Genomic DNA, 21,965 nt, shown 5'->3' with positions numbered 1-21,965 from the left:
TGGCGTAAAGAATGAATACACAACAATTGGCAAAACTGCGTTCCATCGTGCCCGAAATGCGTCGCGTTCGGCACATTCACTTTGTCGGCATCGGTGGTGCCGGTATGGGCGGTATTGCCGAAGTTCTGGCCAACGAAGGTTATCAGATCAGTGGTTCCGATTTAGCGCCGAATCCGGTCACGCAGCAGCTGGCCCGTCTGGGTGCGGCGATTTTCTTCAACCATCGCCCGGAAAACGTGCGCGATGCGAGTGTGGTGGTGGTTTCCAGCGCGATCTCTGCGGATAACCCGGAGATCGTGGCGGCGCATGAAGCGCGTATCCCGGTGATCCGCCGTGCGGAGATGCTGGCTGAGTTGATGCGTTTTCGTCACGGTATCGCCATTGCCGGGACGCACGGTAAAACGACGACGACCGCCATGGTCTCCAGCATCTATGCGGAAGCAGGTCTGGATCCGACCTTCGTTAACGGTGGGCTGGTGAAAGCGGCGGGCGTGCATGCGCGCCTGGGACACAGCCGTTATCTGATTGCTGAGGCGGATGAGAGCGATGCGTCGTTCCTGCATCTGCAACCGATGGTGGCGATTGTCACCAATATCGAAGCCGACCATATGGATACCTACCATGGCGATTTCGAAAATTTAAAGCAGACGTTTATTAATTTTCTGCATAATTTGCCGTTTTATGGTCGGGCAGTCATGTGTGTCGATGACCCGGTAATCCGCGAGCTGCTGCCGCGTGTGGGCCGTCAGACAACGACCTACGGCTTTAGCGATGACGCTGATGTGCGTGTGGAAGATTACCGGCAGGTTGGTCCGCAGGGACACTTCACCCTGTTGCGCCAGGACAAGCCTGCGCTGCAGGTGACGCTGAATGCGCCTGGTCGCCATAATGCGCTGAATGCGGCGGCGGCGGTGGCGGTTGCCACGGAAGAAGGAATCGAGGACGAGGCTATTCTGCGTGCGCTGGAAAGTTTTCAGGGTACCGGGCGTCGTTTTGATTTCCTGGGCGAATTTCCGCTTGAGCCGGTGAATGGTAAAACCGGAACGGCAATGCTTGTCGACGATTACGGTCACCATCCAACGGAAGTGGACGCGACAATCAAAGCTGCACGTGCGGGCTGGCCGGATAAAAATCTGGTGATGTTGTTCCAGCCGCACCGTTTCACGCGGACACGCGATCTGTACGATGACTTCGCCAACGTGCTGACTCAGGTTGATGCGCTGCTGATGCTGGACGTGTATGCCGCTGGCGAAGCGCCGATTCCGGGGGCGGATAGCCGTTCACTGTGTCGCACCATTCGTGGGCGTGGCAAGATTGACCCGATTCTGGTATCTGACCCGGTTCAGGTCGCGGAAATGCTGGCCCCGGTTTTAACCGGCAATGATTTGATTCTGGTGCAGGGTGCGGGAAATATCGGCAAAATCGCACGTTCCTTAGCTGAAATCAAACTCAGGCCGCAAACTCAGGAGGACGAGCAGCATGGCTGATAAAATCGCAGTCCTGTTGGGGGGAACCTCCGCGGAGCGTGAAGTCTCGCTGAACTCCGGCGCCGCCGTACTGGCGGGGTTACGCGAAGGAGGCGTGGATGCACATCCGGTCGATCCGAAAGCGGTTGATGTGACCTTACTGAAATCAATGGGGTTTCAGAAGGTGTTTATTGCACTGCACGGCCGTGGCGGCGAGGATGGTACGTTGCAAGGGGTGCTGGAGCTGATGGGGCTGCCGTATACCGGCAGCGGCGTGATGGCTTCCGCGATCTCAATGGACAAACTGCGCAGCAAATTGCTGTGGCAGGGGGCGGGTTTACCCGTTGCGCCATGGGTGGCGCTTACGCGTACTGAATTTGAAAAAGGTCTTAATGATGAAGTGGTTGCGCAGATTTCTGCTTTAGGTTTGCCACTGATTGTTAAGCCGAGCCGTGAAGGCTCCAGCGTCGGAATGTCAAAAGTTGTAGAACAACATGCTTTGCAAAATGCATTAGCATTGGCATTTCAGCATGATGAAGAAGTTCTGATTGAGAAATGGCTCAGTGGGCCGGAATTTACGGTTGCGATAGTGGGTGAAGAAATTTTACCGTCAATTCGTATCCAACCCGCCGGAACCTTCTATGATTATGAGGCGAAGTATCTGTCTGATGAGACACAATATTTCTGCCCGGCAGGTCTGGAAGCGGAACAAGAGACAGCTTTACAGGCGTTAGTCCTGAAAGCATGGACGACGTTAGGCTGCAAAGGCTGGGGGCGAATTGACGTCATGCTGGACAGCGATGGGCAGTTTTATCTGCTGGAAGCGAATACCTCTCCGGGCATGACCAGCCACAGCCTGGTGCCGATGGCGGCGCGCCAGGCGGGGATGAGCTTCTCGCAGTTGGTGGTACGAATTCTGGAGTTGGCGGACTGATATGTCGCAGGCTGCGCTGAACACGCGAAACAGTGAGGAAGAAACCTCTTCCTCACGTCGCAATAATGGAACGCGCCTTGCAGGGATCATTTTCCTGCTGGCGGTACTGTGCACCGTGTTTGTGAGCGGCTGGGTAGTCCTGGGGTGGATGGAAGATGCGCAGCGTTTGCCGTTATCAAAACTGGTGTTAACCGGCGAGCGGCACTACACGCGCAATGATGATATCCGCCAGTCGATTCTGGCGCTGGGCGAGCCGGGGACGTTTATGACCCAGGATGTGAATATCATCCAGAGCCAGATTGAGCGCTTGCCGTGGATTAAGCAGGCGAGCGTAAGAAAGCAGTGGCCTGATGAATTGAAGATTCATCTGGTTGAATATGTGCCAATTGCGCGTTGGAATGATCAGCATATGGTGGATGCCGAAGGGAATGCCTTCAGCGTTCCTCCTGACAGAACCAGCAAGCAGGTATTGCCCATGCTGTACGGCCCGGAAGGTAGCGCAAGTGAAGTGCTGCAGGGGTACCGCGAGATGGGCTCCGTGCTGGCGAAGGACAGGTTTACCCTGAAGGAAGCGGCAATGACCGCACGTCGTTCCTGGCAGTTGACGCTCAATAACGATATTAAGCTCAACCTCGGCAGGGGCGATACGATGAAACGTTTGGCTCGCTTTGTAGAACTTTACCCGGTTCTACAGCAGCAGGCGCAAACCGATGGCAAACGGATTGGCTACGTTGATTTGCGTTATGACTCAGGGGCGGCAGTAGGGTGGGTTCCCTTACCTCCTGAGGAATCTAATCAGCAACAGAATCAGGCACAGGCAGAACAACAATGATCAAGGCGACGGACAGAAAACTGGTAGTTGGACTGGAGATAGGCACCGCGAAGGTTGCCGCTTTAGTAGGGGAAGTTCTGCCCGACGGTATGGTCAATATCATTGGCGTAGGCAGTTGCCCGTCACGTGGTATGGATAAAGGCGGGGTTAATGACCTCGAGTCAGTGGTAAAATGCGTACAGCGCGCCATTGACCAGGCAGAATTGATGGCGGATTGCCAGATCTCCTCGGTGTATCTGGCGCTTTCGGGTAAGCATATTAGCTGCCAGAATGAGATTGGCATGGTGCCGATTTCTGAAGAAGAAGTCACGCAGGAAGACGTTGAGAACGTTGTACATACCGCGAAGTCAGTGCGTGTGCGCGACGAGCACCGCGTTCTGCACGTTATTCCGCAGGAATATGCGATTGACTATCAGGAAGGCATTAAAAATCCGGTCGGTCTTTCTGGCGTGCGGATGCAGGCAAAAGTGCACTTGATCACATGCCACAACGATATGGCGAAAAACATTGTTAAAGCCGTTGAACGTTGTGGCCTGAAAGTTGACCAACTGATATTTGCCGGTCTGGCGGCCAGTTATTCCGTATTAACGGAAGATGAGCGTGAACTGGGCGTCTGCGTCGTGGATATTGGTGGTGGTACAATGGATATCGCCGTTTATACTGGCGGGGCGTTGCGCCACACCAAAGTGATCCCCTACGCCGGGAATGTGGTGACCAGCGATATCGCTTATGCCTTCGGTACGCCGCCGAGCGATGCGGAGGCCATTAAGGTTCGTCACGGTTGCGCATTAGGTTCTATCGTGGGTAAAGACGAGAGTGTTGAAGTGCCGAGCGTAGGTGGGCGCCCGCCGCGCAGTCTGCAACGTCAGACACTGGCAGAGGTGATTGAGCCGCGTTATACCGAGCTGCTCAACCTGGTCAACGAAGAGATATTGCAATTACAAGAACAGCTTCGCCAGCAGGGGGTAAAACATCATCTGGCGGCGGGGATTGTGCTAACCGGTGGCGCGGCGCAAATTGAAGGCCTTGCAGCCTGTGCCCAGCGTGTATTCCATACGCAGGTGCGTATTGGTGCGCCGTTGAATATTACTGGTCTGACGGATTATGCCCAGGAGCCGTACTACTCTACGGCCGTGGGGTTGCTTCACTATGGGAAAGAGTCCCATTTGAGTGGTGAAGCAGAAGTTGAAAAACGTGTTACGGCATCAGTTGGCTCGTGGATCAAGCGACTTAATAGCTGGTTGCGAAAAGAGTTTTAATTTTTATGAGGCTGACGAAAATTACGGCCTCAGGCGACAGGCACAATACACAAAGCTCTTCAGGTTGTATCGAGGCGGCGACGGCGTGAATCCCCAGGTGCTTACATAAGTAAGTGGTCGGGGTGAACGAAGGCGCTAACAAAGAGGCGGTTTGAAGGGATAAGTGTAAAACGGAGAGAGAAACTATGTTTGAACCTATGGAACTAACCAATGACGCGGTGATTAAAGTCATCGGCGTCGGCGGCGGCGGCGGTAATGCCGTTGAACACATGGTGCGCGAGCGCATTGAAGGTGTTGAATTCTTCGCGGTGAATACCGACGCGCAGGCGTTGCGTAAAACGGCGGTTGGGCAGACCATTCAGATTGGTAGCGGCATTACCAAAGGTCTGGGCGCGGGTGCAAACCCGGAAGTCGGTCGCAACGCGGCGGACGAAGATCGTGAAGCACTGCGTGCGGCGCTTGACGGCGCAGACATGGTGTTCATCGCCGCAGGCATGGGCGGCGGTACCGGTACGGGTGCCGCGCCAGTGGTTGCTGAAGTGGCAAAAGATTTAGGTATCCTGACCGTAGCGGTCGTGACGAAGCCTTTCAACTTTGAAGGCAAGAAGCGCATGGCATTTGCGGAGCAGGGTATTACAGAGCTGTCCAAGCATGTGGATTCGCTGATCACTATCCCGAACGACAAACTGCTGAAAGTGCTGGGTCGCGGTATCTCTCTGCTCGACGCCTTCGGCGCGGCGAATGATGTGCTGAAAGGCGCTGTCCAGGGGATCGCGGAACTGATTACCCGTCCGGGTCTGATGAACGTCGACTTTGCTGATGTGCGCACCGTGATGTCCGAAATGGGCTATGCAATGATGGGGTCCGGTGTGGCAAGCGGTGAAGACCGTGCGGAAGAAGCGGCTGAAATGGCTATCTCTTCTCCGCTGCTCGAAGATATCGATCTGTCCGGCGCGCGCGGCGTACTGGTCAACATCACTGCGGGCTTCGACCTGCGTCTGGATGAGTTTGAAACCGTCGGTAACACTATCCGTGCCTTTGCATCGGATAACGCGACCGTGGTTATCGGTACCTCGCTGGACCCGGATATGAACGACGAGCTGCGCGTTACCGTAGTTGCCACTGGAATTGGTATGGACAAACGTCCTGAAATCACTCTGGTTACCAACAAGCAGGTACAGCAGCCGGTGATGGATCGTTACCAGCAGCACGGTATGGCACCGTTGACGCAAGAGCAGAAACCGGTAGCAAAAGTGGTTAACGACAATACGCCGCAGACCGCGAAAGAGCCGGATTATCTGGATATCCCCGCATTCCTGCGTAAGCAAGCCGATTAAGACAAGGCTGAATTTGGGATTCGAGGCTCTTTGTGCTAAACTGGCCCACCGAATGTATAGTACACTTCGGTTGGATAGGTAATTTGGCGAGATTATACGATGATCAAACAAAGGACACTTAAACGTATCGTTCAGGCGACTGGCGTCGGTTTGCATACCGGCAAAAAAGTCACCCTGACATTACGCCCTGCGCCGGCCAACACCGGGGTCATCTATCGTCGCACCGACTTGAATCCACCGGTAGATTTCCCGGCCGATGCCAAATCTGTGCGTGATACCATGCTCTGTACGTGTCTGGTCAATGAGCATGATGTACGGATTTCAACCGTGGAGCACCTTAATGCTGCTCTGGCGGGGTTGGGTATCGATAACATCGTTATTGAAGTCGATGCACCGGAAATCCCGATCATGGATGGCAGTGCTGCTCCGTTTGTCTACCTGCTGCTTGATGCGGGTATTGATGAACTGAACTGCGCCAAAAAATTCCTGCGCATCAAAGAGACGGTTCGTGTCGAAGATGGCGATAAGTGGGCTGAATTTAAGCCGTACAATGGTTTTACGTTGGATTTCACTATCGACTTTAACCATCCGGCGATTGACTCCAGCAGCCAGCGCTATGCGATGAACTTCTCTGCGGATGCGTTCATGCGCCAGATTAGCCGTGCGCGTACGTTCGGCTTCATGCGTGATATTGAATATCTGCAGTCCCGTGGTTTGTGCCTGGGCGGCAGCTTCGATTGTGCCATCGTTGTTGACGATTATCGCGTACTGAACGAAGACGGCCTGCGTTTTGAAGATGAATTTGTTCGTCACAAAATGCTCGACGCGATTGGTGATTTGTTCATGTGTGGTCACAATATTATTGGTGCGTTTACCGCGTATAAATCCGGTCACGCATTGAATAACAAATTATTGCAGGCGGTCCTGGCAAAACAGGAAAGCTGGGAATATGTGACCTTCCAGGACGACGCAGAACTGCCGCTGGCTTTCAAAGCGCCTTCGACAGTACTGGCATAACGACATATCAACTGTCGTATAAATTCGACTGGTTAATCTGGCACCCTCTCCGGCCAGGTAAGCCAGTCGTTTTTTTTTTGCTCATATTCCGCTGAATTTTTCCCGGACGATTTTACTGTTACAAAGAGTGAAACGCAGTGCGAACGCTGCTTTCTTAAGCATTTTACCGGCAACTTCTTATCAATACTGCTGTAGAGCGTACGCATTAATGATAAGATTTGTACCCGTCATACTTTAAGTTACAGGACAAAATGACTCAGACATTTTGTCCTGTAACTCGAATTATTCAGGGTATAGACGCAAAAACATTGAATACTAAAGGGTGGCATTAACGTGAGTGGGATACTGACGCGCTGGCGACAGTTAGGCAGACGGTACTTCTGGCCGCATCTCTTATTAGGGATGGTCGCGGCTGGCTTTGGCCTGCCCGCACTCAGCAGTGCTGCCGAACCCAATACGCCAGCGAAGGCTACCGCCAGCAACCACGATCAAAGCGCTAAAGTTAACTTTAGTCAGCTTGCGTTACTCGAAGCGTCCAATCGTCGACCCAATTTTACCGTTGATTACTGGCATCAGCACGCCATTCGCACGGTTATCCGCCACCTTTCCTTTGCAATGGCGCCTCAGGCGCTGCCCGTAGCTGAAGAACCTTTACCGCTTCAGGCGCATCATCTGGCCTTGCTGAACACGCTCAGCGCGATGTTGACGCAGGAAGGACGACCACCTGCGGTGGTTGATCTTGTGGCGTATGCGCATTTCACATCTCAGGCTTCCTTTAGCGCTCCTGTCTGGATAAGCCAGGCTCAGGGAATTCGCGCGGGTCCTCAACGTCTCAGCTAAAAAATAAAGAACCTTCAATTAATTATTGTGACTCCGCACAGCGGGGCGTTTGAGATTTTAATATGTTAATCAAATTATTAACCAAAGTATTCGGTAGCCGTAACGATCGTACGTTGCGTCGTATGCGTAAAGCGGTCGGTGTTATCAATGCCATGGAACCGGAGATGGAAAAACTCTCCGATGACGAACTTAAAGCCAAAACTAACGAATTCCGCGCGCGCATTGAAAAAGGTGAAAGCGTGGAAAGCCTGATCCCGGAAGCGTTCGCCGTTGTCCGTGAAGCGAGTAAGCGCGTATTCGGTATGCGTCACTTTGACGTCCAGTTGCTGGGCGGTATGGTGCTTAACGATCGTTGCATTGCGGAAATGCGCACCGGTGAAGGTAAAACCCTGACCGCAACGCTGCCTGCATACCTGAATGCTTTAAGCGGAAAAGGCGTGCACGTGGTCACCGTGAACGACTATCTGGCGCAGCGTGACGCCGAAAACAACCGTCCGCTGTTCGAATTCCTCGGCATGACCGTAGGTATCAACCTGCCGGGTATGCCTGCGCCAGCCAAGCGAGAAGCTTACGCGGCCGACATCACATACGGTACCAACAACGAATACGGCTTCGACTATCTGCGCGACAACATGGCGTTCAGTCCGGAAGAGCGCGTTCAGCGTAAACTGCATTACGCGCTGGTGGATGAGGTCGACTCCATCCTGATCGATGAAGCACGTACCCCGCTGATTATTTCCGGCCCGGCTGAAGACAGCTCGGAAATGTACAAAAAAGTGAACAAAATCATCCCTTACCTGATTCGTCAGGAGAAGGATGATTCGGATACTTTCCAGGGGGAAGGGCACTTCTCCGTTGATGAGAAAGCTCGTCAGGTCAACCTGACAGAACGCGGCCTGGTGCTGATTGAAGAATTGCTGGTAAGAGAAGGCATTATGGATGAAGGCGAGTCTCTGTACTCTCCGGGTAAMATCATGCTGATGCACCACGTGACTGCCGCGCTGCGTGCTCACGTCCTGTTTACCCGCGATGTGGATTACATTGTTAAAGACGGTGAGGTTATCATCGTTGACGAACATACCGGTCGTACCATGCAGGGACGTCGCTGGTCTGACGGCCTGCATCAGGCTGTTGAAGCGAAAGAAGGCGTGGAGATCCAGAACGAAAACCAGACGCTGGCATCCATCACCTTCCAGAACTATTTCCGTCTGTACGAGAAACTGGCCGGTATGACCGGTACAGCAGACACTGAGGCGTTTGAATTCAGCTCTATCTATAAGCTTGATACCGTTGTGGTTCCCACTAACCGCCCAATGATCCGTAAGGACATGCCGGATCTGGTCTATATGACGGAAGCGGAAAAAATTCAGGCTATTATCGAAGATATCAAAGAACGTACCGAGAAAGGCCAGCCTGTGCTGGTGGGTACGATCTCTATCGAGAAGTCTGAAGTTGTCTCTAATGAGCTGAACAAAGCGGGTATCAAACATAACGTTCTGAACGCCAAATTCCACGCCAACGAAGCGGCGATTGTTGCACAGGCGGGTTACCCGGCTGCGGTGACCATCGCAACCAACATGGCGGGTCGTGGTACGGATATCGTACTGGGCGGTAGCTGGCAGGCAGAAATCGCCGCGCTGGAAGATCCGACACCAGAGCAAATTGCTCAGATTAAAGCGGACTGGCAGGTTCGCCATGAAGCGGTGCTGGCATCTGGTGGCCTGCACATCATTGGTACCGAGCGCCACGAATCTCGTCGTATCGATAATCAGCTGCGTGGCCGTTCTGGTCGACAGGGTGATGCGGGTTCTTCCCGTTTCTATCTGTCGATGGAAGACGCGCTGATGCGTATTTTCGCCTCTGACCGTGTTTCCGGCATGATGCGTAAACTGGGTATGAAGCCTGGCGAAGCGATTGAACACCCGTGGGTAACTAAAGCGATTGCCAATGCGCAGCGTAAAGTTGAAAGCCGTAACTTCGATATTCGTAAGCAACTGCTGGAATATGATGATGTTGCTAACGATCAGCGTCGTGCAATCTACACCCAGCGTAATGAACTGCTGGATGTGACGGATGTGAGCGAAACCATCAACAGCATTCGTGAAGATGTGTTCAAAGCGACCATTGACGCCTACATTCCGCCGCAGTCACTGGAAGAGATGTGGGATATTCCGGGTCTGCAGGAGCGTCTGAAAAACGATTTCGATCTGGATATGCCAATCGCCGAGTGGCTGGATAAAGAGCCGGAGCTGCATGAAGAGACGTTGCGTGAACGTATTCTGGCGCAGGCCATTGAGGTGTATCAGCGTAAAGAAGAGATCGTGGGCGCTGAGATGATGCGTCACTTCGAGAAAGGTGTAATGCTGCAAACGCTCGACTCTCTGTGGAAAGAACACCTGGCGGCGATGGATTACCTGCGTCAGGGGATCCACCTGAGAGGTTATGCGCAAAAAGATCCGAAGCAGGAATACAAGCGTGAATCCTTCTCCATGTTTGCCGCCATGCTGGAGTCACTGAAGTATGAAGTGATCAGTACGTTGTGCAAAGTTCAGGTACGTATGCCTGAGGAAGTGGAAGCGATGGAGCAGCAGCGTCGTGAAGAAGCTGAACGTTTAGCACAGATGCAACAACTGAGCCATCAGGATGACGACAGCGCAGCGGCAGCCAACCTGGCCGCGCAGACCGGTGAACGTAAGGTAGGACGTAACGATCCCTGCCCATGCGGTTCCGGTAAAAAATACAAACAGTGCCATGGCCGTCTGAGCTAAGGTCTGAATACGAGCAAAAAGGCGCAGATGACTGCGCCTTTTTTATGGGTAAGACAATATGAAAACACTGCAAATTGCCGTTGGTATTATTCGTAACCCGAATAACGAAATCTTTATTACCCGCCGTGCCGCAGATGCGCATATGGGCAATAAGCTGGAGTTTCCCGGTGGGAAAATTGAAGCGGGTGAAACCGCTGAAAAGGCGTTGATTCGTGAGTTGCAGGAAGAGGTGGGAATTACGCCCGTTAATGCCACACTTTTTGATAAGTTAGAATATCAGTTCCCGGACAGGCATATCACACTGTGGTTCTGGATGGTTGAGCGCTGGGAAGGAGAACCGTGGGGCAAAGAGGGACAGTCAGGGCAGTGGATCGCGCAAAGCGCGCTGAACGTGAACGATTTCCCACCCGCGAATGAGCCTGTGATCGCAAAACTGGTTCAAACCTTACAGGCCGGATAAGGCAACGCCGCCATCCGGCAACACATTGTATCTGATGGCGTTGCGCTTGCTATAACCTCTACTCTTTTTCTTCGCTCCAGCCGTCGCTGTCGGAGAGATCGCCGCTGCTTGGAATACGCTTTTCTTCAGCGGCCCACTCGCCAAGATCGATCAGTTGACAACGTTTGGAACAGAACGGACGGAACGGACTCACTTCTCCCCAGACCACGGTTTTCCCGCAGGTTGGGCAGTTAACGGTGATAGTTTCTGACATCTTTACTCCTTAGCAGCACGCCAGTTCAAAATCGAGGCGTTCAGGCACCAGCCCATTTTCACTGTCCAGCGGCATAAAGCGGATCGCAAAACGGCTCTTGTGTCCGGAAATCTGTGGATAAAGCTGTAAACCCAACTCCAGCTGCAGGCGCAGTAAGTCGGCATCTTCTCCGTTATCCTGATAAAAACCGTTGATACTGGTTTGTTTACGAAACGGCGCTGAGTGACGAATGAGATCAAGGATTAACGTCAGCGCCTGGTTGAGTGGATTCAGGCTGGCAAGCCAGGCATCGACCTGCGCATCCCGGTGTGCCTGCGGCATGTGTAGCCAGATATGCAGCGTTGGCAAATCAAAACTGCAGCAGCCGCCGGGGATACTCAGACGCTGACGAACCAGGCCAATCAGGCGGTCCTCACGCAGGTGTTGCCCTATGCGCGGCGCGGAAATCAAAATGCTGCCCGCATTTTTCAGCTGCTGAAGCAGATCTTCAATACGGCTTTGATCGACACCCGGTACTTCGACCCAGGTCTGAAGTTTACGCTGTTGACGCTCAAGCTCCTTAAGTAATTCTGTACGCACTTCACCACGTTCAAACACGTCCAGAAGATCGCCGATATTACGGAAGAAATGCAGGGCGCTGGCGTGGTCCGCAACAGGTAAACTGACGGTGAGTTGTTGAATCAGAAACTCAATGCGCAACCACGTGCGCATCTTCTCATTGAGAGGGTGTTCAAAAAGGACCTGGGTGTGCATTACGATTTTTCCTGTGAGACAAACTGCGACGCAAGCTGCAAATAATGTGCGTGCAGTCGGGCAACATCCGATGCAATGGCATCTGGTGCGCCGTTATTATTAATAACATCGTCTGCAACGGCAAGGCGCGCTTCACGCGTTGCCTGTGCAGCGAGAATTTGTTCGACATGCTCGCGTGAGACATTATCACGCTGCATTGTCCGAAGGCGTTGTGTTTCGGGCGAGACATCAACCACAAGAATGCGATTCGCTTTTTTATACAGTGAGTTTTCAACCAACAGCGGTACAACCCACAGGACATAAGGAGAGGTCGCTTGTTGAAACTGGTGGTGAGTCTCTTGCTGAATGAGCGGATGCAGTAGTGCATTCAGCCAGGCTTTCTCATCAGGATGAGAAAAAATCCGTTCACGCAAAATTCGTCTTTGCAGTGAACCGTCAGCAGCGATGAGTTCAGAACCAAAATGCTCCGCAATGATATTCAATGCAGGCATACCGGGCGCAACGACCTGGCGCGCAATAATATCTGCGTCGATTACATCAATTCCGAGGTCAGCGAATGCGTTTGCAACGGTGCTTTTACCGCTGCCAATACCGCCGGTTAAGGCTACTGTATACCTCATCTATTTTGATTCCAGGAATTAAGCATGATAATCAAAAGGTTAAAATTTATGCACATAAAGGCAAACCTGTCGCGGGTGTGATCCACTATTCACAGGTAAATTTATGGGATTGTAGCGTAAAAAAAGAGAATTTCGCAGTCTTGCGCGGGATTCATTAGTGCGTATGATAGCGTCACTGGAGTTGTGAGTTTCGAATTTTCGCCATTAACCCCAGGAATCCGCACATGCGTATCGAAGAAGATCTGAAGTTAGGTTTCAAAGACGTTCTTATCCGCCCTAAGCGCTCTACCCTCAAAAGTCGTTCCGATGTTGAACTGGAACGCCAGTTTACCTTTAAACATTCAGGTCAGACGTGGTCCGGCGTGCCGATTATTGCGGCCAATATGGACACAGTCGGCACCTTTGAAATGGCTACCGCACTGGCCTCTTTCGATATTCTGACCGCAATACATAAACACTATTCGGTGGAAGAATGGGCGGCGTTTATCAGTAAGTCATCAGCCGATGTTCTGAAACACGTGATGGTTTCTACCGGCACATCTGACGCGGATTTCGAAAAAACCAAACAGATTCTGGCGCTGAATCCGGGGCTGAACTTCGTGTGCATCGATGTGGCGAATGGCTACTCTGAACACTTCGTCCAGTTTGTGTCGAAAGCGCGCGAGGCGTGGCCGACGAAAACTATTTGTGCTGGTAATGTCGTTACCGGTGAAATGTGTGAAGAACTGGTTCTTTCCGGCGCAGATATTGTGAAAGTGGGTATCGGTCCAGGCTCCGTATGCACCACGCGCGTAAAAACCGGCGTGGGTTATCCGCAGCTTTCTGCCGTTATTGAGTGTGCAGATGCGGCGCACGGTCTGGGCGGTATGATTGTCAGTGATGGCGGTTGCACCATGCCTGGCGATGTGGCGAAAGCTTTCGGCGGCGGCGCAGACTTCGTGATGCTTGGCGGTATGCTGGCTGGTCATGAAGAAAGTGGCGGTAAAGTGGTTGAAGAAAACGGAGAGAAATTCATGCTGTTCTACGGCATGAGCTCTGAATCAGCCATGACTCGTCACGTGGGCGGTGTTGCACAGTATCGTGCTGCGGAAGGTAAAACCGTTAAACTGCCGCTGCGCGGTCCGGTTGATTATACCGCGCGTGATATCCTTGGCGGCCTGCGTTCAGCCTGTACCTATGTCGGGGCATCGCGTCTGAAAGAGTTGACCAAGCGCACGACCTTTATCCGCGTTCAGGAACAGGAAAACCGCGTTTTCAATAGCCTGTAACGCACAGATTGTAAACGGTAAAATGCCGGATGGTGACGTCAACGTCGCCATCCGGCCTGCGAGACTTTATCCCACCCCGCTCATCGCATCGCCCAGATGAAAAACCGGCAAATACATTGCCACCACCAGCGTACCTATGATTAACCCGGTAATCACCAGCAGGGCCGGTTCCAGTAGTGCCGTCAGGTTATCAGCCAGAGCCTGCGTGTTTTCACTGTGATGTCGGGCAAGATTTTGCAGCATCGTATCCAGAGAACCTGATGTCTCACCGGTTTTTACCAGTTGCAGACACAATGGACTGAATACGTCCGCATTTTTGAGTGCCAGCCAGACGGGGTTTCCCGCGCTGATTTCCTGCTCCATTTTCGCCAGTCGTTGTGACCACCAGGGGCTAACAATCGTCTCTCTTACGCTTTCCAGCCCTTGCAGGAAAGCGATCCCCGCACTCTGCGTTAAGGCCAGAACGGTAAATATTTGGGTGAGCTTTTGTCCACGCGCCAGGTGTCCCATTACCGGACAGCGAAGTAAGAGGTGGTGGCGCAGAATTTGCCATGAGGTTCTTCGACGCAGCAGACGGTTGGTCATCGCCAGCACGATACAGAGCAGCATTAGCAGCCATCCCCAGGTGGCGGTGACGCTGGCAAGCCTCATAACCCCCTGCGTCAGAGCGGGAAGTGGGGTGTTGAAAGTCTTATAAATAGCGGCAAATTCAGGCAGAACAAAGTGCAGCATTGCCAGAACCACCAACATTGCCATAGTTAAAATAATGATGGGATAGCGAAGCGCTTTTTTCACTTTTGCCGCCAGCTGTAACTGGGCCTTCTGCTGGCGGGCAAGCTCAAAGCAACACTCATCGAGCTTACCTGTCAGTTCTCCGGTACGGATCATCGCCTGATAAAGCGGAGGAAAGACGTTTGGCCATTGTGCCAGCGCGGTGGAGAGCGCCACACCCTGCTCAAGATCGTGCGCCAGCGTTTGCAGCAGAGCTTGCCACTGTCCGGAAGGATGCTGTTCGGCAAGCAATGTCAGCCCTTCTGAAAGCGTCAGGCCAGACTTAAGGAGCGTGGCGAGCTGATAGATGAATTCCGCGCTTTTTTCCGCTCGCCATTGGGAGGCTTTAACGCTCAAACGCCTGACAGACAGTGGCGTTGTGCTTTGCTGAGCCAGCGTCAGAAGCAGAAGAGCCCGATTCTCAGCCCACAGCGCTCCCTCTACAGGCTCCCCTTCACCATTGATACCCTGCCAGCGCCAGAGTTGTTTAGCGTTCATGCGGCATACCCAATATGCGGATCAATTCCTCAAACGTCGTTAATCCTTTTTCGACCGCCAGACAGCCGTTGTCAAAAAGCGTGCGCATTCCGGCCTGCTGTGCGTAGGTCTCGAGCGTTTCGATGTCGGTGTCGTTAGCAATGCGTTGCCTCAGTGCTGGTGTAATTGGCAGTACTTCAAACAGCGCTGTACGACCATAAAAGCCCTGATGGCAATGCTCACAGCCCGGTGCCTGCCAGCGTGGAAGCGGCGCGGGCCAGATTGCTGTAGGTAGCGCAATGGCGTCACTGGTGGCCTGCCGACAGTGCGGGCACAGTTTGCGAACCAGGCGTTGTGCGACGACCAGTATCAGCGCGGATGAAATCATCCAGCGGGCAACCCCCATTTGCTGCAAACGGATCAGCGTCTCGCAGGTAGAGTTAGTATGTAATGTGGAGAGCACCAGATGACCGGTCTGGGCTGCCTTAATGGCGATTTCTGCCGTTTCGCCATCGCGAATTTCTCCCACCATGATCACGTCGGGATCCTGGCGCAGCAATGCCCGGAGTACGCCTTGAAAAGTCAGTCCAGCGCGAGGGTGAATCTGCGTCTGATTGAGTCCTGCAATCGGGATTTCAACGGGGTCTTCGACACTGCAAAGATTGATATCTGGCGCATTGCGCGTTTGCAGCGCGCTATAGAGCGTGACCGTTTTTCCGCTCCCCGTTGGGCCGGTAACCAGTACTAACCCCTGCGGCTGCTGTAAAGCCTGGATAAACTCGCTTAACTGTGTCTCCTGCATACCAAGTGTTTTAATGTCCAGGGCTTGATCAACCTGATGCAACAGGCGTAGCACAACTTTTTCTCCGGCTTTGCAGGGAAGCGTCGCGATACGCAGCGAGATTGGGCTACCGGATAACTCCATAGCAAATTGCCCGTCCTGTGGGAGACGACGCTCAGCGATATCCAGATTTCCCAGTACTTTCAATCTTGCTGTTAATGCGGTGCCCGTTTCCGTTGAAATGTCCGGTAAGGTATGGAGCACCCCATCCACGCGTAGTCTGATTCGATAGTGGTTTTCAGCCGGTTCGATATGAATATCTGAGGCGCGCAAAGCCCGCGCCGATTGTAATATATGTTGCAGCATTTCCGCCGCTGTGCGGCTGCTGTCAGGTATCACTGCCGGAAGCGTTTGCTGCGGCTTATGCATATGGCCCTCCATTTGTTGGCGGGTCCAGCAGACTATTTCAATGCGTTTAGTGGTGGCAAAATGCAGAGCGTCCAGCAGTTCATGCGACGGGGAATCCACCACGGCGACGTGGACTACATTATGGTTCGCATCAAGCAGTATTCCCTGATGGCGTTGGCACAGTGCGGTAAGTTGCGTGGTGTTCATCCCGGCTCCTTAGTTTGCGTCAAAGCGGAAAACGTCTTCGCAGGCCTGCTGTAGCGCGCTGCCATTCTGAATGGCGCAAACGCGTTTCCAGCCGGTAATACCGTTAGCGTTGTCCCATATCGGGGTCATTGTGATACTGAGACCGTTCAGGCTCTCTTGCCCTGTGAGAGAAACCACGCCTTTCTCAATGCTCATACCAGAGACATAACGCGTGGTCGTGGGGGATGGAATGCCGTTTGCGCCCGCAGCGCAGGTGTCGGTACCGCCATGTTCCAGTGCGCACAGCTCAACGGCGGTACGGTAGGGAACAAAGGTCTGTAGCATGTCCGTCAGCGCCGCTTTGCGCAGGTAGTTCTGATAGGCCGGAATACCGATAGCGCTCAGAATGGCAATAATGCCGATGACTACCATCAATTCGATCAGGGTGAAGCCTCGTTGCTTGTCCATTTTTCGCTCCTTGAGTTATCGCAGGCGCTACTTTGGCAAACAGGTGAGAAGCGGGCGAGCGGCAAAAAATGAAACAGGAATGCGTGTTCAGAGGATTTTTAAAGACTTGCAGGAGCAAACAATGAAATTGCGAGGCGTTATGGGAAAATGTGCCGGATGCATACCATCCGGCAGCGGGGGATTAACGAAAACGCATTGAGAGATCGAGTGCGCGTATGTGCTTGGTTAAGGCGCCAACGGAGATGAAGTCCACACCCGTTTCTGCGAATTCACGCAGGGTTGCATACGTCACGTTGCCGGAGACTTCCAGTCGGGCCTGACCGTTGGTGCGTTTGACGGCCTCGCGCATCTGGTCCGTCTCAAAGTTATCCAGCATGATGATATCCGCACCTGCTTTAAGCGCATCATCCAGTTCATCCAGGTTTTCAACTTCAACTTCTACCGGCACATCCGGATGCAGCCAGAAGGCTTTCTCAACAGCCTGGCGCACTGAGCCTGAGGCAATGATATGGTTTTCTTTGATAAGGAAGGCGTCAGAAAGCCCCAGACGGTGGTTTGCGCCGCCGCCGCAGAGTACGGCATATTTCAATGCGGTACGCAGACCCGGCAATGTTTTACGTGTATCCAGTAGCTGCGTGTTTGTACCGGCCAGCAGGTCGACATATTTGCGGACTTCGCTGGCAACGCCAGAGAGCGTCTGGACAAAGTTTAACGCGGTACGCTCGCCGGTTAACAGGATGCGGGAAGGGCCATCCAGCTCAAACAGCGGCTGATTAGCGTTGATGCTGTCGCCATCTTCGACATGCCAGGTTATGCTGACATCGTCACCAGACAGCTGAATAAAGACCTCTTCCACCCAGCGCTTGCCGCAAAATACCCCGTCTTCACGGGTAATGACCGTGGCATGAGAGCGCGTATTTTCTGGCAGCAGCTGCGCTGTAATGTCGTTACTGGCATCCACTTCTCCGCCTAAATCTTCGCGCAGCGCCTGGGCGACAGCGGCAGGGATATCCAGATTAATGCGTTCCAACAGCGCGTCACGTCGGTAGTCGGGGTTATAGCGGCGAGGCGGCATGATAAAACTCCAAATTGCTAACGAATCATAAGGTAGAAACATGCTACTCTGAAGCAGCTATAAGCACCACTCAAAAGGAGATCCTGCATGTTGTTAGACAAGGGCTGGCTGGCAGAGGCGCGACGCGTTCCCTCTCCTCATTACGACTGCCGCCCGGATGACGAAACCCCTTCTTTGTTGGTGGTGCACAATATTAGCCTGCCGCCCGGTGAGTTTGGCGGTCCGTGGATAGATGCGCTATTCACCGGAACAATCGATCCCGAAGCCCATCCTTTTTTTGCCGACATTGCCCGTCTTCGTGTTTCGGCGCATTGCTTGATTCGCCGTGATGGTGAGATCGTCCAGTATGTTCCTTTCGATAAGCGCGCCTGGCATGCCGGGATATCGCGCTATCACGGGCGTGAGCGCTGCAACGATTTCTCCATTGGGATTGAGCTGGAAGGAACGGATACGCTGGCTTATACCGATGAACAGTATCAGCAGCTGGCTGCCGTTACGCGCACGCTGATCAAGCTTTACCCGGCGATTGCCGACAACATGACCGGACATTGTGATATTGCGCCTGAGCGTAAAACCGATCCTGGCCCCTCGTTTGACTGGGCAAGGTTTCGTGCCCTGGTCACTGCCTCGTCACACAAGGAGATGACATGACGCTGTTTACGACATTACTGGTGCTGATCGTTGAGCGCCTGTTTAAGCTGGGTGAGCACTGGCAGTTTGATCACCGACTCGAAACGATTTTCCGTCGGATTAAACATTTCTCAATGGGCCGAACCCTCGGCATGGCGATTATCGCTATGCTGGTGGCGTTCCTGCTGCTGCGGGCGCTGGAAGGATTGCTGTTTAATGTGCCGACGCTGGTGGCGTGGATCCTGATCGGATTGCTGTGTATTGGGGCAGGGAAGGTCCGTCTGCATTACCATGCGTATCTGAACGCGGCTTCACGCAATGACGCCCATGCCCGGTTGGCGATGGCCAGCGAGCTGACGATGATTCACGGCGTCCCGCCGGATTGCGATGAGCGCGAGTTTCTGCGCGAACTGCAAAATGCGCTGTTATGGATAAACTTCCGCTTTTACCTTGCGCCGCTGTTCTGGTTGATCGTTGGCGGTCCCTGGGGGCCGGTGACGCTGATTGGCTATGCCTTTTTACGCTCATGGCAGTCCTGGCTGGCGCGTTATCAGACGCCTCACCAGCGTCTGCAGTCGGGCATTGATGCGATTCTGCATGTGCTGGACTGGATCCCGGTGCGTTTAGCGGGGGTGGTTTACGCTCTGTCAGGACACGGTGAAAAGGCGCTGCCAGCCTGGTTTGCCTCGCTGGCGGATCTGCGTACTTCCCAGTATCAGGTGCTGACGCGTCTGGCGCAGTTCTCCCTGGCGCGGGAATCGCATACGGATAAAGTGGAAACGCCGAAAGCCGCCGTATCTATGGCGAAGAAGGCTTCGTTTGTGGTGGTGGTGGTCATTGCCTTGCTGACGATTTACGGCACGCTGATTTAAATTTAGCGTGGTTGCCGGATGGCGGCAGAGCCTGATTCGGACAGCGACCGTGATTGGCCCGGTAAGCGAGAGGCTACCGGGCAATCATTCAAAACGTATCCGCAGGCGGGATGCCAAAGTCCGGCATACCGTTTTCGTCCCAGCGGATTAACTTCAGCCGGGTATGACGATTCGGGTCATACAGCGGATCGCCCTCAATCTCGGTATAGTTTCGCGCGTGATACACCAGGACGTCATCGCCTTCCGGCGTTTGCGTAAAGCTGTTGTGTCCAGGGCCGTACTGGCGGTTTTCATCGCTGGTGGTAAAGACCGGTTGCGGTGATTTGCGCCAGTTCTGCGGGTTGAGCGGATCGGCATTGAGATCAATCCACAATAATCCCATACAGTAGTTCTCATCGGTGGCGCTGGCGGAATAGCTGATAAACAGCTTGTCGCCGTGAACCATGACGGCCGGGCCTTCGTTGACCAGAAAGCCCCGACACTCCCAGTCGAACTCAGGCTTACTGAGCATCACCGGCTCGCCCTTAATCGTCCAGGGGTTTTCCAGTTCAGCGAGATAAATGTTGGAGTTCCCGGCGATGTCGGGGGATTTCTGCGCCCACAGATACCACTGCTTTCCCTGATGGTGAAAGGTGGTGGCGTCCAGCGCAAAAGTATCAAATAGCGTCTTAATCTGGCCTTTTACCGTCCAGTTACCGGTGAGCGGGTTGGGATCGGTACATTCGAGCGCAAACATGCGGTGCTGGAACATCCCCTGTTTGTCGAGTGCCTGAGTGTGAGCCGCAGCAAAGTAGATGTACCACTTGCCGTTGATATGATGAATTTCCGGCGCCCAGATCAGCTCGCTCATCGGGCCGGTTTCTGGTTTGCGCCATACGACCACCGGGATGGCCGTGCGTAGCCCGTCCAGCGAGGCGGCCCGGCGGATCTCCAGACGGTCATACTCCGGTACCGAAGCAATAAAGTAATAGTCCTCGCCGTCGCGTAAAATAAACGGATCGGCGCGTTGTTCTATAAACGGATTCGGCCAACTTTGCATTAGGCTTTCCTTACGGTTTCAGCAGCTTTAAGTTCCTGATAGTTGTTAAGCTCGCGATAATTCGTCCGACGTTTCTCCAGGTCATCCTGAATCTGTTTCATCAACTCCCGGTCCACTTTCAGCAGGCGAACCACGCCTGCGGTAATCAGATAGCCAACGCCAGGGATTACCGTAAAGAGCAGCACAATTCCGTTAATCGCCGTGGCGCTTTGCGCTTTTGCTCCCGCATCGTAGCCGTACCAGGAGAGCAAAAAGCCAACCATTGCCCCGGCGATTGCCAGACCCAGTTTCAGAAAGAAAAGGTTGCCGGAGAAACTGATCCCGGTAATGCGTTTCCCGGTTTTCCATTCACCGTAGTCGTCAACATCCGCCATCAGCGACCAGTGCAGTGGGGAAGGGATCTGATGGAGGATATTGAGCAGGAAGTAGAGCACCACAATCATCATTGTGGCTTTTGGATCGAAGAAGTAAAACGTACAGGAGAAAATTGCCAGCGCAATGTTGGTCCAGAAGAACACCTTCAGTTTACACCAGTGGTCGGTCAGCACTTTCGCCAGTACGCTGCCGAGCATCATGCCTGCCACGCCAAGGCTAATAAAAAGGGTGGCGAACTGAGTGCTTTGCCCCATGACCCAGGTGACGTAATACATGGTCGCGGCCATGCGGATAAAGCCAGGACAGACATTGCAAAGCGTCAGCAGCAGGATGCGTACCCACTGGTCGTTTTTCCACACGTCTTTAAAGTCATTTCTCATATCGTCATGGGTTTGAACCGCAGGACGTACACGCTCGCGAACGGTGGCGAAACAGAACAGGAACATACACATGCCGATAATCGCCAGCACGGTCATCGCCATCTGATAACCTTTGGCTTTGTCGTCGCCGCCAAACCAGTCCACCATTGGCAGCAGCGTCAGTGAAAGCAGGAGTGTGGCGATCCCAACTAAAACAAAACGGTAAGACTGACAAGCCACGCGTTCTTTCGGATCGTTGGTAATGACGCCGCCTAAGGAGCAGTAGGGGATATTGATTGCCGTATAGGTTATCGACAACAGGAAATAGGTCACAAAGGCATAGATAACCTTGCTACTGTATGTCCATTCCGGAGTCGTGAACATCAGGATGCTGAATAGCGCATAGGGGAAGGCAATCCACAATAACCAGGGACGAAAGCGACCATATTTGCTTTGGGTACGATCGGCGATGGCCCCCATTATCGGGTCCGTCACGGCATCTATCACGCGTACCGACAGTAATAATACGCCCACAAGAGCAGGCGCCAGACCAAAAATATCCGTATAAAAATAGTTAACAAACAACATGATGGCGCCGAATATTATGTTGCATCCTGCGTCGCCCATGCCATAGCCGATCTTTTCTTTTATCGACAGTTTACTCTTTTCCATTGAGATCTCTCCCCATCAGGTGATGTAGAGAATTATTCGCCGTAG

General features: G+C 53.2%; 21 protein-coding genes. 12 read left to right on the top strand and 9 right to left on the bottom strand.

Translation table 11 applies throughout. The features are described from left to right. Window positions 1-11 precede the first annotated feature (11 nt). The 9 genes from murC (at window position 12) to mutT (ending at window position 10,913) form a co-directional block, all read left to right on the top strand. On the top strand, window positions 12-1,487 hold the full coding sequence (gene murC, locus C3432_RS18345; RefSeq protein ID WP_103777995.1) for a UDP-N-acetylmuramate--L-alanine ligase: 1,476 nt from the start codon (window positions 12-14) through the stop codon (window positions 1,485-1,487). Then, the gene (locus C3432_RS18340; protein ID WP_103777994.1) at window positions 1,480-2,400 is read left to right on the top strand and encodes a D-alanine--D-alanine ligase; all 921 of its coding nucleotides are present in this window, start codon (window positions 1,480-1,482) and stop codon (window positions 2,398-2,400) included. The genes murC and C3432_RS18340 overlap by 8 nt, the downstream gene beginning before the upstream one ends. Window position 2,401: 1 nt before the next feature. Further along, window positions 2,402-3,232, top strand: coding sequence for a cell division protein FtsQ (gene ftsQ, locus C3432_RS18335; RefSeq protein WP_103777993.1), 831 nt, complete (start codon window positions 2,402-2,404; stop codon window positions 3,230-3,232). Further along, window positions 3,229-4,491: a cell division protein FtsA gene (gene ftsA / locus C3432_RS18330; RefSeq protein WP_003018755.1), complete on the top strand. Its 1,263-nt coding sequence runs from the start codon at window positions 3,229-3,231 to the stop codon at window positions 4,489-4,491. The genes ftsQ and ftsA overlap by 4 nt, the downstream gene beginning before the upstream one ends. A 185-nt stretch (window positions 4,492-4,676) precedes the next feature. Further along, window positions 4,677-5,828 carry a cell division protein FtsZ gene (gene ftsZ / locus C3432_RS18320; RefSeq protein WP_004857884.1) on the top strand — a complete coding sequence of 384 codons (1,152 nt, stop codon included), beginning with the start codon at window positions 4,677-4,679 and terminating at the stop codon, window positions 5,826-5,828. Between the two features lie 99 nt (window positions 5,829-5,927). Next, the gene (gene lpxC / locus C3432_RS18315) at window positions 5,928-6,845 is read left to right on the top strand and encodes a UDP-3-O-acyl-N-acetylglucosamine deacetylase (protein WP_103777991.1); all 918 of its coding nucleotides are present in this window, start codon (window positions 5,928-5,930) and stop codon (window positions 6,843-6,845) included. A gap of 333 nt (window positions 6,846-7,178) precedes the next feature. Beyond that, window positions 7,179-7,685 (top strand): secA translation cis-regulator SecM, encoded by a 507-nt coding sequence (gene secM, locus C3432_RS18310; protein ID WP_103777990.1) that lies wholly within the window; start codon window positions 7,179-7,181, stop codon window positions 7,683-7,685. 62 nt (window positions 7,686-7,747) lie between these two features. After that, entirely contained in the window at window positions 7,748-10,453 is a 2,706-nt protein-coding gene (gene secA, locus C3432_RS18305) for a preprotein translocase subunit SecA (protein WP_103777989.1), read from the top strand. A gap of 58 nt (window positions 10,454-10,511) precedes the next feature. Continuing rightward, window positions 10,512-10,913: an 8-oxo-dGTP diphosphatase MutT gene (mutT, locus tag C3432_RS18300; RefSeq protein WP_103777988.1), complete on the top strand. Its 402-nt coding sequence runs from the start codon at window positions 10,512-10,514 to the stop codon at window positions 10,911-10,913. A gap of 58 nt (window positions 10,914-10,971) precedes the next feature. On the opposite strand, the gene yacG is transcribed toward mutT, so the two are convergent. From yacG to coaE, 3 genes are read right to left on the bottom strand one after another with little or no spacing between them, the layout of a single operon-like run. Continuing rightward, a complete protein-coding gene (gene yacG, locus C3432_RS18295; RefSeq protein ID WP_103777987.1) occupies window positions 10,972-11,166 on the bottom strand; it encodes a DNA gyrase inhibitor YacG in 195 nt (64 codons plus the stop codon). Between the two features lie 9 nt (window positions 11,167-11,175). Further along, window positions 11,176-11,919, bottom strand: coding sequence for a cell division protein ZapD (zapD, locus tag C3432_RS18290; RefSeq protein WP_103777986.1), 744 nt, complete (start codon window positions 11,917-11,919; stop codon window positions 11,176-11,178). Continuing rightward, complete coding sequence (coaE, locus tag C3432_RS18285; RefSeq protein ID WP_103777985.1) at window positions 11,919-12,539, bottom strand: dephospho-CoA kinase; 621 nt, start codon at window positions 12,537-12,539, stop codon at window positions 11,919-11,921. Before coaE ends, zapD begins: the two co-directional genes overlap by 1 nt. 224 nt (window positions 12,540-12,763) lie before the next feature. Here coaE and C3432_RS18280 point away from each other — a divergent pair, with 224 nt between their 5' ends. Then, the gene (locus tag C3432_RS18280; RefSeq protein ID WP_103777984.1) at window positions 12,764-13,807 is read left to right on the top strand and encodes a GMP reductase; all 1,044 of its coding nucleotides are present in this window, start codon (window positions 12,764-12,766) and stop codon (window positions 13,805-13,807) included. A gap of 66 nt (window positions 13,808-13,873) precedes the next feature. Here C3432_RS18280 and hofC read toward each other — a convergent pair whose 3' ends face one another. The 4 genes from hofC to nadC all read right to left on the bottom strand — a co-directional run bounded on the left by hofC (window position 13,874) and on the right by nadC (window position 17,973). Next, the gene (gene hofC, locus C3432_RS18275; RefSeq protein WP_103777983.1) at window positions 13,874-15,076 is read right to left on the bottom strand and encodes a protein transport protein HofC; all 1,203 of its coding nucleotides are present in this window, start codon (window positions 15,074-15,076) and stop codon (window positions 13,874-13,876) included. Continuing rightward, the gene (gene gspE / locus C3432_RS18270) at window positions 15,066-16,451 is read right to left on the bottom strand and encodes a type II secretion system protein GspE (RefSeq protein WP_103777982.1); all 1,386 of its coding nucleotides are present in this window, start codon (window positions 16,449-16,451) and stop codon (window positions 15,066-15,068) included. Before gspE ends, hofC begins: the two co-directional genes overlap by 11 nt. Before the next feature lie 9 nt (window positions 16,452-16,460). Beyond that, window positions 16,461-16,898, bottom strand: coding sequence for a prepilin peptidase-dependent pilin (gene ppdD / locus C3432_RS18265; protein ID WP_103777981.1), 438 nt, complete (start codon window positions 16,896-16,898; stop codon window positions 16,461-16,463). A gap of 181 nt (window positions 16,899-17,079) precedes the next feature. Next, window positions 17,080-17,973, bottom strand: a complete 894-nt coding sequence (nadC, locus tag C3432_RS18260) for a carboxylating nicotinate-nucleotide diphosphorylase (RefSeq protein ID WP_103777980.1) — start codon at window positions 17,971-17,973, stop codon at window positions 17,080-17,082. 87 nt (window positions 17,974-18,060) lie between these two features. Between nadC and ampD the strand changes: the two genes are divergently transcribed. Together ampD and ampE are read left to right on the top strand one after the other, a co-directional pair. Beyond that, window positions 18,061-18,624 (top strand): 1,6-anhydro-N-acetylmuramyl-L-alanine amidase AmpD, encoded by a 564-nt coding sequence (gene ampD / locus C3432_RS18255; protein ID WP_103777979.1) that lies wholly within the window; start codon window positions 18,061-18,063, stop codon window positions 18,622-18,624. Beyond that, window positions 18,621-19,475: a beta-lactamase regulator AmpE gene (ampE, locus tag C3432_RS18250; RefSeq protein ID WP_103777978.1), complete on the top strand. Its 855-nt coding sequence runs from the start codon at window positions 18,621-18,623 to the stop codon at window positions 19,473-19,475. The genes ampD and ampE overlap by 4 nt, the downstream gene beginning before the upstream one ends. Before the next feature lie 88 nt (window positions 19,476-19,563). Here ampE and C3432_RS18245 read toward each other — a convergent pair whose 3' ends face one another. Beyond that, the gene (locus C3432_RS18245) at window positions 19,564-20,514 is read right to left on the bottom strand and encodes a glycoside hydrolase family 43 protein (protein WP_103777977.1); all 951 of its coding nucleotides are present in this window, start codon (window positions 20,512-20,514) and stop codon (window positions 19,564-19,566) included. Further along, window positions 20,514-21,920, bottom strand: a complete 1,407-nt coding sequence (locus tag C3432_RS18240) for a glycoside-pentoside-hexuronide (GPH):cation symporter (RefSeq protein ID WP_103777976.1) — start codon at window positions 21,918-21,920, stop codon at window positions 20,514-20,516. Before C3432_RS18240 ends, C3432_RS18245 begins: the two co-directional genes overlap by 1 nt. Window positions 21,921-21,965: the final 45 nt, after the last annotated feature.

The sequence above is a fragment of the Citrobacter amalonaticus genome (assembly GCF_002918555.1).
Taxonomy (GTDB): Bacteria; Pseudomonadota; Gammaproteobacteria; order Enterobacterales; family Enterobacteriaceae; genus Citrobacter_C; species Citrobacter_C amalonaticus_A.
This window is presented reverse-complemented; position numbering and strand designations above follow the sequence as displayed.